Source organism: Nocardia sp. NPDC049190 (assembly GCF_040648115.1).
Classification (GTDB): domain Bacteria; phylum Actinomycetota; class Actinomycetes; order Mycobacteriales; family Mycobacteriaceae; genus Nocardia.
This window is the reverse complement of the sequence record NZ_JBEZDE010000001.1, coordinates 284,065-296,301: the sequence shown is the minus strand read 5'-3', so window position 1 is coordinate 296,301 and position 12,237 is coordinate 284,065. Positions and strand designations below refer to the sequence as shown.

The following is a 12,237-nucleotide window of genomic DNA, read 5'->3' as shown; positions in this document are numbered from 1 at the left end:
TGCTCATCGCACGCGCCGGGCGCTGGCCGCCGGACGGTATTCGCGATCAAGGGTTGCTCAGCGATCGAGACGGACCGACCCGCCTATCGATCGTGTGGTCAGCGCCTGCGCTTCTGGTTCGCCCTGCCCCGGCCGCCCGGGCGTTTCTGGCCGCTCGAACGGCGTTGGCCTGCGGTCTGATTCGTCGGCTTGGCGGTGCCGTTCGTCGACGGAGCACTATCGGCATCGACATCCACCTCGGCCGACGCGCCATCGGCCGAAGAGGCCTGCTTCTTCTTCACGTTGACCGGCTTGGCGCCTGGCTTCGGCGCGTTCTGTGCGCGCTGCTCCAGTTTCGCTTGCTTCTTGGCTTCTTCTTCCTTCGCCATCCGACCGAAGACGAGGTGTTGCTGCCCGTAGGTCCAGATGTTATTCGACACCCAGTACAGCAGGATCGCGATCGGCAGGAAGGGACCACCGACGAGGACACCGAGCGGGAACACCCACAGGGCGAGCTTGTTCATCATGGCTGCCTGCGGGTTGGCGGCAGCCTCCGGAGTCTGCCGCGCGACCGAGGCGCGCGCATTGAAGTGCGTCGCCAGACCGGCGATAACCATCAGGGGAATGGCGACCAGGGCGATGCTCAGCTTGGACGGCACACCACCGTAGCTCGCGAAGGCCTGCAGTTCGTTGACCGGAGTCGTGATGAACGCGGAGATCGGCGCACCGAAGATACGAGCGCTGAGGAAGGACTGGACGTCGGTGGCGCTGAAGACGTAGTTCGCGGTGTTCGCGTTCTGCTCGGGCGTCATGGCCAGCTGGCCGATGCCGTGGCCGGTCCGGTTGAACGAGCGCAGCACATGGAACAGGCCCAGGAACACCGGTACCTGAGCGAGGATCGGCAGACAGCCCATCAAGGGGTTGAAACCGTTGTCCTTTTGCAGCTTCTGCATCTCGACCGCCATCTTCTGGCGATCGTTCTTGTACTTCTTCTGCAGCTCCTTGATCTGCGGCTGAAGTTCTTGCATCTGCTTGGTGGTGCGCACCTGCTTCACGAACGGCTTGTAGAGCACCAGGCGCAAGGTGAACACCAGGAACACCACGGCCAGCGCCCAGGTGAGACCGTTGTCCGCGCCGAACGCGAACCCGAAGACCCGATGCCAGAACCAGAGGATCCAGGACACCGGGTAATAAATGAAGTCGAGCACGGCTCTATGCACTCCCGTCGTTCGTGTCGCCGATCACCGCGTGCGGTGATCCTTTACAAGCGTTCGGTCCCGACGGCGGTTCGGCAGGCAGGCTCGGTTCCTGCGGCGCCGCGTCGGTTGCCTCGTCCGCTGGCGCGGGGCGAAGAGTGCTCCGCTTCCGCTCCGGGACGGGGTCCCACCCACCAGGGTGCCAGGGCGCGCATTTGGCCAAGCGCACGACCGTCAATACGAGGCCGATGAACAGGCCTCGGGTGCGTAACGCGGTGACCGCGTACTCGCTACAGGACGGGGTGAATCGACACACCGGCATGCGGGTGGGGGAGACATAGGTCCGATACAGCTCGATCAGAAATATCAGCGCGTCAGCGGGCAGCCGGGCGATTCGCGTGGAAACGCTCACATCGCACCGCCCGACCGCACCGCCCCGGCGGCGCCCAGCTTGCGCAAGGCGCCGCGCAGTTGGCGGAGCAGATCGTCGGAGGATGCCGTCGCGGCACCCGGCAGTGCCCGGACCACGACATCGGTGTCGGCGGGCAACTCGGCGATCACCTGGGCACACATATGACGCAGGCGGCGGGCGACGCGGTGTCGTACCACCGCGTTGCCCACCGCCTTGCTGACGATCAACCCGAAGCGCGGTCCGCCTACACATACCAGCGCATCGTTCGGGATCGGATCGTCGTGTCGCCTATTCGCGCCCACTACTCCGTCATACCCGTGCACGAACGTGTGCACGACCAGATCACGCCTCCCGATTCGCTGGCCGCGGCGCACCGTCCGGGAGAAGTCGGCACGATGATGCAACCGATACGGCTCAGGCAACACCCGAGCGTCCGAGAGCGAGGATCAGGCAGTGAGGGAAGCGCGGCCCTTGCGGCGACGCGCCGAGACGATGGCGCGGCCCGCACGGGTGCGCATCCGGAGGCGGAACCCGTGGACCCGCGCCCGACGACGGTTGTTCGGCTGGAACGTCCGCTTGCCCTTGGCCACGGTCAACACTCCTCGAGTAGGTGGGCACCAGTGGTGCCCGAAGCTTGTTCGGTGATACAGATAGTGCGCGAATGAATCACAAATCCGGTCATCATCGGCGCGCGTCGGTCCTGGCGCACAGTCGGTCGATCACGACCTCAACGCGGTCAGCACAAGACCGCCACCGCACCAAGGGGTGACTGTACGAGGGTACTGATCGGCTCGGGACGGGTCAAACTCGCCCCACCCTGCCCGATCAGGCCGCCCGACCAGGCAGAATCCGGTCTCGATGGATCAGACACTCGGCAGTGACCGTGAGATTCGTCCCCGCCCCTGGCCACAGCTCGGCCCGACCACCGAATACTTCTTAGCCAGATGATTGCTGCAGAACCGCAGGTCGACGCGGTGCAACCGTCGTGCGCATGGACGTTTCGCATTTCCCCAGGGTTTTCCACATCTGTGGATAATTGTGTGGAAAGAGGCCGGGAGTGGCATATTCGTAGGGCCGACGGTGCCGCGTCGCTGCCCGGATGGGGGACCTGGGCAGCGTCCGAACCGGTTACGGACGCACGCAGGATCACGGGATCGACGCCGAGCACGGTCGCACCACACCCTCCCCGCGTGCCCCGGCCGTCTGCTCCTATCGACCTACTTCCGGGGAGGAAACTGCATGGACGACGAGCAGAATGTGTTGGCCACCGTGTGGCCCGAGGTTGTCACCGAGCTGACCACCGGCTCACCGGATGGTGCCATCCCGCCGGTGACCAGAGCACAGCAGGCCTGGCTGAAGCTGGTCAAACCACTTACGGTCGCACAGGGTTTCGCCCTGCTCTCGGTGCCATCGTCGCTGGCCCAAGAAGCTATCGAACGTGATCTGCGCGAGCCCATCCTGCGCTCCCTCGCCCGACGACTCGGGCCCCAGGTCGAGGGACTCGGTGTTCGGATCGCGGCGCCGGCAACGCAGACCGTCGACCGGCAGACCAACAATCCCCGGCACGCGAGGATGACCAGCAGACCCGAGCGCGCACGCGATACCGGGCGTGGCCCGGCCGGGTACCCGGGTTCCGACTTCCAAGGCCGTGACGAGTACCAGGCACCCCGTTATGCACAACCCGCCGACTTCGCACCGGCTCCGTCCTACCGCGATGACTCGAACTATTCCGATACCGGATACGGGCAGGAATACGTGCCTCAGCAGGAGTACCGCCAGCCGGAGTACGCCCGTCCCGACTATCCGACGCGTGGCGAGTACTCCGCGACAGCCGAGCTCCCCTCGGTGTCGGCCGCCGACCAAGGACCGCGGCGCGAATCCGGGCTCGCACCTCGTCGGGAGCAGGCCATTCCACCTGGTCAGGAGTCGTTGTTCAACCCCGAACCGAGTCCAGGCGGGATGCGTGGTCCGGTGCATGCCCCGGTGCGTGAATCCGCCGAGGCCGACGACAACGGACTGGCGCGTGAGCCGGTCGGCGACAACCCGCGCGACCGCGACGACGAGCCGGTGGTGAACGTCCGTAACTCCTGGCCTACCTATTTCACGAAGTCGCAGGAATCCCCGGCGCCCTCGAATTCCTCGGCCAGTCTGAACGCGAAGTACACCTTCGAGACGTTCGTCATCGGTGCGTCCAACCGCTTCGCGCACGCGGCAGCCGTCGCTATCGCCGAGGCGCCCGCGCGCGCCTACAACCCACTGTTCGTCTGGGGCGCCTCCGGACTCGGCAAGACGCACCTGCTCCACGCCGCGGGTCATTACGCGCAGCGCCTGTTTCCCGGCATGCGGGTGAAGTACGTCTCGACCGAAGAGTTCACCAACGACTTCATCAACAGCCTGCGCGACGACCGCAAAGTGGCGTTCAAGCGCCGCTACCGCGAGACCGACATCCTCTTGGTCGACGACATCCAGTTCATCGAGGGCAAGGAAGGTATCCAGGAAGAGTTCTTCCACACCTTCAACACCTTGCACAACGCGAACAAGCAGATCGTCGTGTCCTCCGATCGTCCGCCCAAGCAGTTGGCCACCCTGGAGGAGCGGCTGCGGACGCGGTTCGAGTGGGGCCTGATCACCGATGTGCAGCCACCCGAGCTGGAAACGCGGATCGCCATCCTGCGCAAGAAGGCTCGGATGGACCGGCTCGATGTCCCGCACGACGTGCTGGAGCTGATCGCCAGCCGGGTCGAGCGCAACATCCGCGAGTTGGAGGGCGCGCTGATCCGGGTGACCGCGTTCGCGTCGCTGAACGGTCAGCCGCTGGATCTGCCGCTGGCCGAGGTGGTGCTACGCGATCTGATGCCCGACACCGCGGCACTGGAGATCAACGCGGCCACGATCATGGCCGTCACCGCCGAGTACTTCAACACCACGTTGGAAGAGCTCACCGGCCCAGGCAAGGCGCGGCCGCTGGCGCAGGCCAGACAGATCGCCATGTACCTGTGCCGTGAGTTGACCGACCTGTCGCTGCCGAAGATCGGGCAGGCGTTCGGGCGCGACCACACCACGGTCATGTACGCGGAGAAGAAAGTGCGCAAGGAGATGACCGAGCGGCGCCGCGTCTACGACCAGGTGCAAGAACTCACAGCCCGAATCAAGCAACGCTCACGCTGAGCTCCATACACACCTGAGCACCGCCCCTGACCTGGGGCGGTGCTTTTTTGTGGGTTGTGGATTCCTCGAGGAATCCCTGTGGAGTCCTCGAGGAATCCACCAGTTGTCCACCGATTCGTGCACAGGTTCCGGAGCGCGTCCGTCGGCGGCAACTCACAGGCCGAATTCAACAGGTTCCACATCGATGGTTGCGCACACCCCTTGACCAGTACATGTCCGGATTCAGCCCTGTGGATTCCTCGAGGAATCCATGTGGAGTCCTCGAGGAATCCTCGAGCTGTCCACGATTTCGTGCACATGTGTGCACAACTGGGTGAATCCAGTGGAACAACTCGAGGAGCGCTCGAGGATGAACGGGGGACAACTGGTGAGTCTCCACAACCCCCTCGTGTTCATCCTCGAGACACCCCAAGCTCATCCCCACGCCACCACACCCTCTGGCCTGCGCATTCGGTAGCAGTCCACAGAATCCACAGTGCCTATTACTACTTCAGTTCTTCTCTTCAGAGATCTCTCTTCAAAACAGGGTGTGTGGAAAGTCGGTCGAGGAACGAACATTCGGAACCGCTCCGGATTTCGGCAGGGAGAAGACGCGGTCCGCGCCGAGGCACAGCACAGCGTCCTCGTCGCCCATCGATGGATCCGCCAGCCGATCGGTCGGGAAGGCGCCGCCCTGGCCGCGACTGGAACGTTCCTGTCACCGCCACACCGTGTCGCGGGGCCAGCGACGCAGACAGCGGCAACCACCGGAGGGTCGGGCTAGGTACACGTCCCACACGCGGGTACGGTTTGATGTCGGTCGCCTGTGCCAGACTTTCGAAGGCGATTCGACAGAACCCTTTCGAGAACCGACACTGACGAGCCGACAACAGATCACGGAACCGGGAGAGGACAAAATCGGGCCATGGAGCTTGCAAGCATGAAGTTTCGGGTCGCCCGAGAGGACTTCGCCGAGTCCGTCGCCTGGGTGGCACGCAGCCTCCCGTCCCGGCCTCCCGTTCCGGTGCTCGGCGGTGTGCTGCTGGTCGCGGGCGAGGACGGGCTGACCGTCTCCGGCTTCGATTACGAAGTCTCCGCGCAGATGCGGGTGGCGGCCGAGGTCGCCGGTCCGGGCGAGGTCCTCGTTTCCGGTCGTCTGCTGGCCGACATCACCAAGGCGCTCTCCAACAAGCCCGTCGACGTTTCGGTCGACGGCACCCGCGTGCTGATCAGCTGTGGCAGCGCGAAATTCTCGCTACCGACGATGCCGGTCGAGGATTATCCCCAGCTTCCCGAGGTGCCACAGCAGACCGGTGAACTGAGTGTGGATGTCTTCGCCGAGGCTGTCGGCCAGGTTGCGGTCGCGGCGGGACGAGACGACACCCTTCCGATGCTGACCGGTATTCGAGTGGAGATCGAGGGGTCGCAGGTCGTGCTGGCAGCCACCGATCGGTTCCGGCTCGCTGTCCGGCACATCGAATGGCAGCCCACCCGCGCCGACGTGGCGACCGCTGTGCTGATCCCGGCCAAGACGCTGTCCGAGGCAGCCAAGACGCTCGGACCCTCCGACGCTCCCGTTCAACTGTCCCTTGGTACCGGCGCAGGGGCGGACGGCCTGCTCGGCATCGTCAATGCGGGTCGCAGGACCACCACCCGCCTGCTGGACGCGGAATTCCCCAAGTTCCGCCAACTGCTGCCGAAGGAACACACCTCGATCGCCACTCTCGCGGTGGCGGCACTGACCGAGGCCATCAAGCGCGTCGCCCTGGTCGCCGAGCGTGGCGCCCAGGTGCGGCTGGAGTTTTCCGCCGACGGTCTGCTGCTGTCCGCGGGTGGCGACGACGCAGGACGCGCCGAGGAGTGGCTGGAGGCCGATTTCCGCGGCGAGTCACTCACCATCGCGTTCAACCCCGGCTACCTCATCGACGGGCTCTCCGCGCTGCACGCCGACCGGGTCACCTTCGGCTTCACCACGCCGAGCAGGCCCGCGGTACTGTTGCCCGCCTCCGACGAGGAGCCAGAGGTGCTCGACTCCGGCGCATTCGCCGCGTTGTCGAGCCCGTACACCTATCTGCTGATGCCGGTCCGGCTCCCGGGCTGATCGCCGGTGCGTGATCGGGTAGCGTCCGGATCCGCACCGCGTGATCCGATCCGGGTGACGGTAGGCCACGCATCGGAACTGGCGGCGACGTCGGAAAGTGCGCGCGAATCGCGCCCGACGGCGCCGTTTATTCACAGGTATTCCACAGGAGGTCGTCGGGCGGAAATGCCGCCGGGCCCGCTGCCGAACGTCGACAGACCAGCAGAAATGAACGTCTCTGCCCAGGCAGGGGCGCGATAGCGGATGTTCATCCGGTCCTTGTCCCTGCGTGACTTCCGCTCTTGGGAGCAGGTGGAACTCGAATTATCCCCAGGACGAACGGTTTTCTTGGGAGCGAATGGCAACGGTAAAACCAACCTGCTGGAAGCGATCGGTTACCTGGCCACTCTCAGCTCGCACCGCGTGTCCTCGGACGCTCCGTTGATCAGGATGGGCGCCGAACGCGCCCGGATCGGCGCGACGGTGGTCAATATCGGCCGGGAACTGCGGATCGATATCGAGTTGAACCAGGGCAGCGCCAACCGCGCACAGATCAACCGGTCGCCGGTCCGCCGGACCCGCGAAATCCTGGGCATCCTGCAGATGGTGCTGTTCGCGCCGGAGGATCTTTCGCTGGTGCGCGGCGACCCGGGCGAGCGCCGTCGCTTCATGGACGAGTTGTGCACAGCCCGTCTTCCCCGATTGGCCGCAGTGCGCAGCGACTACGACCGGGTGCTACGTCAGCGCTCCGCGTTGTTGAAATCCGCGGGGCGGCATGCCAGATCGAAGGCGGACCTCGGCACCCTCGACGTGTGGGACGGGCATCTCGCCACGCATGCCTCGGTGCTGCTCGAACAACGGCTACGCCTGGTGCACGACCTCGCCCCATATCTCGCGCAGTCCTACGCCGCGATCGCGCCCGAGTCGCGACCCGCCTCGATCGCCTATCGCAGCGCCGCGCTGCCCGCGGAATACCAGGACCCTGCCAGGGAACCGCAGCCGGCGGACACCGAGGCACTGGAGGCGATCATGCTGCGTGAACTCGCCGTGGCCCGCCCAAAAGAACTCGAGCGCGGCGTGTGCTTGGTCGGTCCCCATCGCGACGAACTCGAGCTGACCCTCGGGGAGGCGCCGGCGAAGGGATTCGCCAGTCACGGTGAGTCGTGGTCGTTCGCGTTGGCCTTGCGGCTCGGTGCGTTCGAACTGCTCCGCGCTACCGGGGCCGAACCGGTGCTGCTGCTCGATGACGTATTCGCTGAACTCGACCGCCGTCGGCGTACCGCCCTCGCCGCTGTGGCCGCCGGGGCGGAGCAGGTGCTGATCACCGCGGCTGTGCCGGAGGACGTGCCCGCCGAGCTTGCGGCCGCGGCACTGCGGATCGACACGGCCGGAGGGCCCGATGGTCGGATCTCGCGAATCTCCGAGTCGGATCGGGTGGCGACGCTGCCGATCACCGAGTCCGCAACCGTCACCGAGCCCGATTCCGTCACCGATTCCCCGTAATTCCGCACGGCTGGTGATTATCCACAGCTATGTCGGGCCAAACCCTTCCCGCATCAGGGGCAACTGGCAGTGCTCGCGGCAGGCCCGCCGATGTGCGGTTCGGGCGCCGGTCCTGTGCTCGGCGTCCACCGGCCGGGTCCACTACAGTGACCATTCGCCGGGACCTCCGCTCCTAACCCGTGAACAGTCGAGTCGGATCGACCGTCACCTGTGGAAAACTCGGCGCGGCAGGCAGCGTCGGAGCCGGTGTAGCACGCTTCGGCAACACCCGAGCGAGCGGCCGATCCCGTCCGGAAAACCCCGAGGTGGGCGTCGAACAGGTCGTTTTGCCGGTTGTCCATTGGTGCACACCGGGCGAATTTCGTCAGTTGGCAACGCGTGGCGACGTTGGGGACAACTCGGCTGAACCTGGGGACAAACCAAGTGCGCACGAAGGGAGCGGGGCGATGAGCGATCAGGCCGACCAGCCCGGATCTGCCGAATCCACCGGTCAGGAACCTGAACTGCGTGGTATCGATCTGGCCCGTCGCGCATTGGAGGAAGCGCGCGCCGCGGCACGGGCCAGCGGCAAGTCCGTCGGTCAGGGACGATCGTCGCCGCAGCGCAGGCTCCGTGCCGGCGCCCGCAGGCGCACCGGGTGGTCCGGACCACGGCCGGACGATCGCGATCCCCAACTGCTGTCCAAGCTGACCGGCTCCATCGCCAAGAGCCGCGGTTGGTCGAACAAGGTGGCCGAGGGGATGGTGTTCGGCCGGTGGTCGGGAGTTGTCGGCGAGGACATCGCCGCGCACGCCACTCCGGTCACCCTGAAAGACGGCGTGCTCGGCATCGCCGCCGAGTCGACAGCCTGGGCCACCCAGCTCCGGATGCTTCAGGGGCAGATCCTGGCGAAGATCAACGCCGCCGTCGGTCACGGGGTGGTGACGTCACTGAAGATCTCCGGTCCGGCCGCGCCGAGTTGGCGCAAGGGGGAACGCCACATCAAGGGCCGCGGACCGCGTGATACCTACGGATAAGCGCAGTGGGCAGTACCGCAGTGGGCAGTACTCGGCATCAGGCGTACGCGGGACGGTCGTTTCACGTGGAACGCCGAGCCCCGTGGCACGCGTCGAATCCAAACCGCGCGGGAGGCGGGAGCTTGTCGGCGCTGGTGAGTTCCACTGGATCGTTCCCGCGACCGCGACCCGCATCGTGTGCTGCCGCGAGTTAGATTTCGCGATATACGAATGCGACGATCCCGCTGGCCCGCCGCGATGGCCTCGACCGGGCGAGTCGACAGGAACGAGTAAGCGCGTAGCGCCGTGGTCGACTATCCAGATCTAGCTGCGGGATCCGTAGCCCTGCCGATCGCGGCGTCGGTGCGGTCGGTGTCTGTGCCGCGCACCGCATGGTGCGGTCGGCGGGTCGATGCGCGGCTGTCGGCGGGTGCTGAATTCGACTCGCTCCGAGCTCCCGGCACGGCATCGGTCACCGATCTCACATCCGGCGGTGCGGGGCCGTCGCGGCATCGCCGGTGTCGCCCAGGGGCACGGTGCGCTGAACAATCAGGGTGGTCGCGGCGACGGCCGCCGTAACGCATCTCTCAGCCGACGCCTGATGGATGAAAACGGTCGGAAGGCGGAACCGAGTCGCGGTAATCCGATTTCTCGCATTCACGGAGCCCTCAGGGGTGTCGGAGGTGCGTTGTAAGTTGGGTGTACCAGTAGGATGGTGACGTAACTAGCGGCGATACCTTCGGCGCGTTCCGAACAGTCCTCGCGTTGCCCCTTGATTCTCGAGCAGACAAGCAGGGCGCCACGCGTGCTGTCCGATCGTTGCGTACCGAGGATCAGCAAGTAAGGAGAGCTACCGACCAGTGGCTGCCAACGACTCCAAAGCATCGGGTTCGACCACGGCGACCGGGAAGCAGGACTACGGTGCCTCCTCCATCACGGTTCTCGAGGGGCTCGAGGCGGTCCGCAAGCGTCCGGGTATGTACATCGGCTCCACGGGTGAGCGTGGTCTGCACCACCTGATCTGGGAAGTTGTCGACAACTCCGTCGACGAGGCGATGGCAGGGTACGCGACAAAGGTCGAGGTCACTCTGCTGGCCGATGGCGGCGTCGAAGTGGTCGACGACGGCCGCGGCATCCCGGTCGCGATGCACGCCCAGGGAGTACCGACCATCGAGGTCGTCATGACCCAGCTGCACGCGGGCGGCAAGTTCGACTCGGACTCGTACGCGGTGTCCGGTGGTCTGCACGGCGTCGGTATCTCGGTGGTCAACGCACTGTCGAGCCGCCTGGAGGCGGAGATCGACCGGGACGGCTTCCACTGGAGTCAGACCTACAAAGACTCCACGCCCGGCAAGCTGACCCAGGGCGAGTCGACCACCAGGACCGGCACCACCATCCGTTTCTGGGCGGACCCGGAGATCTTCGAGACCACCACCTACAACTTCGAGACGGTTGCCCGCAGGCTTCAGGAGATGGCGTTCCTGAACAAGGGGCTGACCATCAAGCTCACCGACGAACGTGTCAGCGACACCGACATCACCGACGAGGTGGTCAGCGAAACCGCCGCGGCGCCGAAGCACGCGGAGGAGATCGCCGCGCCCGCCGAGCACAAGGTGAAGACGCGGACTTACCACTACCCGGGTGGTCTGGAGGACTTCGTCCGCCACATCAACCGGACCAAGCAGCCGATCCACAACTCGGTCGTCGGATTCACCGGCAAGGGAACCGGCCACGAGCTCGAGGTCGCCATGCAGTGGAACTCGGGCTACTCCGAGTCGGTGCACACCTTCGCCAACACGATCAACACCCACGAGGGCGGCACCCATGAGGAAGGCTTCCGCGCGGCGTTGACCACTGTGGTCAACAAATACGCCAAGGACAAGAAGCTCATCAAGGAGAAGGACGGCAACCTCACCGGTGACGACATCCGGGAGGGTTTGGCCGCCATCGTGAGCGTCAAGGTCGGCGAGCCGCAATTCGAGGGGCAGACCAAGACCAAGCTGGGCAATACCGAGGTGAAGTCGTTCGTGCAGCGCACCTGCAACGAGCATCTCACCCACTGGTTCGAGGCCAACCCGGCCGACGCGAAGACCATCGTGAACAAAGCGGTGTCCTCGGCGCAGGCCCGCGTCGCCGCGCGCAAGGCGCGCGAGCTGGTGCGCCGCAAGTCCGCTACCGACCTCGGCGGGTTGCCCGGCAAGCTGGCCGACTGCCGGTCCAAGGACCCGAGCAAGTCCGAGATCTACATCGTCGAGGGTGACTCCGCCGGCGGCTCGGCGAAGTCCGGCCGCGACTCGATGTACCAGGCGATCCTTCCGCTGCGCGGCAAGATCATCAACGTCGAGAAGGCACGTATCGACCGGGTCCTCAAGAACAACGAGGTCCAGTCGATCATCACCGCGTTCGGCACCGGCATCCACGACGAGTTCGACATCGCCAAGCTGCGCTATCACAAGATCGTGCTGATGGCCGACGCCGACGTCGACGGCCAGCACATCTCGACGCTGCTGCTCACCCTGCTGTTCCGATTCATGCGCCCGCTGGTCGAGCACGGTCATGTGTATCTGGCGCAGCCACCGCTGTACAAGCTCAAGTGGCAGCGCAGCGATCCGGAGTTCGCCTACTCCGACCGCGAGCGCGACGGTCTGCTGGAGGCGGGTCTCGCCGCGGGCAAGAAGATCAACAAGGACGACGGCGTGCAGCGCTACAAGGGTCTCGGCGAGATGAACGCCAAGGAACTGTGGGAGACCACCATGGATCCCGCGGTGCGGGTTCTGCGCCAGGTGACGCTCGACGACGCGGCCGCGGCTGATGAGCTGTTCTCCGTTCTGATGGGCGAGGACGTGGAGGCGCGTCGCAGCTTTATCACCCGCAATGCCAAGGACGTTCGCTTCCTCGACGTATAGCCGGCGTGCGTAACGCTGC

9 protein-coding genes are annotated in these 12,237 nt (G+C 65.5%); 5 read left to right on the top strand and 4 right to left on the bottom strand.

From position 1 onward, the window contains the following. Positions 1–98: 98 nt before the first annotated feature. The 4 genes from yidC to rpmH are packed head-to-tail and all read right to left on the bottom strand — an operon-like array spanning position 99 to position 2,177. A complete protein-coding gene (gene yidC / locus AB0B25_RS01075; protein WP_357172800.1) occupies positions 99–1,187 on the bottom strand; it encodes a membrane protein insertase YidC in 1,089 nt (362 codons plus the stop codon). A 4-nt stretch (positions 1,188–1,191) separates the two neighbouring features. Next, positions 1,192–1,587 (bottom strand): membrane protein insertion efficiency factor YidD, encoded by a 396-nt coding sequence (gene yidD / locus AB0B25_RS01070; protein WP_357172798.1) that lies wholly within the window; start codon positions 1,585–1,587, stop codon positions 1,192–1,194. Further along, positions 1,584–2,012, bottom strand: a complete 429-nt coding sequence (gene rnpA / locus AB0B25_RS01065; protein ID WP_357172796.1) for a ribonuclease P protein component — start codon at positions 2,010–2,012, stop codon at positions 1,584–1,586. Before rnpA ends, yidD begins: the two co-directional genes overlap by 4 nt. Positions 2,013–2,033: 21 nt before the next feature. Continuing rightward, a complete protein-coding gene (rpmH, locus tag AB0B25_RS01060; protein WP_006550910.1) occupies positions 2,034–2,177 on the bottom strand; it encodes a 50S ribosomal protein L34 in 144 nt (47 codons plus the stop codon). Between the two features lie 649 nt (positions 2,178–2,826). Between rpmH and dnaA the strand changes: the two genes are divergently transcribed. From dnaA to gyrB, 5 genes are all read left to right on the top strand, one after another. Then, complete coding sequence (dnaA, locus tag AB0B25_RS01055) at positions 2,827–4,755, top strand: chromosomal replication initiator protein DnaA (RefSeq protein ID WP_357172794.1); 1,929 nt, start codon at positions 2,827–2,829, stop codon at positions 4,753–4,755. A 904-nt stretch (positions 4,756–5,659) separates the two neighbouring features. Then, positions 5,660–6,835, top strand: coding sequence for a DNA polymerase III subunit beta (dnaN, locus tag AB0B25_RS01050; protein WP_357172792.1), 1,176 nt, complete (start codon positions 5,660–5,662; stop codon positions 6,833–6,835). 243 nt (positions 6,836–7,078) lie between these two features. Beyond that, positions 7,079–8,317 carry a DNA replication/repair protein RecF gene (gene recF / locus AB0B25_RS01045; RefSeq protein ID WP_357172790.1) on the top strand — a complete coding sequence of 413 codons (1,239 nt, stop codon included), beginning with the start codon at positions 7,079–7,081 and terminating at the stop codon, positions 8,315–8,317. A 446-nt stretch (positions 8,318–8,763) separates the two neighbouring features. Next, positions 8,764–9,333, top strand: a complete 570-nt coding sequence (locus AB0B25_RS01040; protein ID WP_357172787.1) for a DUF721 family protein — start codon at positions 8,764–8,766, stop codon at positions 9,331–9,333. Between the two features lie 839 nt (positions 9,334–10,172). Continuing rightward, entirely contained in the window at positions 10,173–12,218 is a 2,046-nt protein-coding gene (gyrB, locus tag AB0B25_RS01035; RefSeq protein WP_357172784.1) for a DNA topoisomerase (ATP-hydrolyzing) subunit B, read from the top strand. Positions 12,219–12,237: the final 19 nt, after the last annotated feature.

Excerpts from the sequence above, each read along its gene's own strand:
- dnaA (WP_357172794.1), top strand. The coding sequence starts at position 2,827 with ATGGACGACGAGCAGAATGTGTTGGCCACCGTGTGGCCCGAGGTTGTC.
- dnaN (WP_357172792.1), top strand. The coding sequence starts at position 5,660 with ATGGAGCTTGCAAGCATGAAGTTTCGGGTCGCCCGAGAGGACTTCGCC.
- recF (WP_357172790.1), top strand. The coding sequence starts at position 7,079 with ATGTTCATCCGGTCCTTGTCCCTGCGTGACTTCCGCTCTTGGGAGCAG.
- AB0B25_RS01040 (WP_357172787.1), top strand. The coding sequence starts at position 8,764 with ATGAGCGATCAGGCCGACCAGCCCGGATCTGCCGAATCCACCGGTCAG.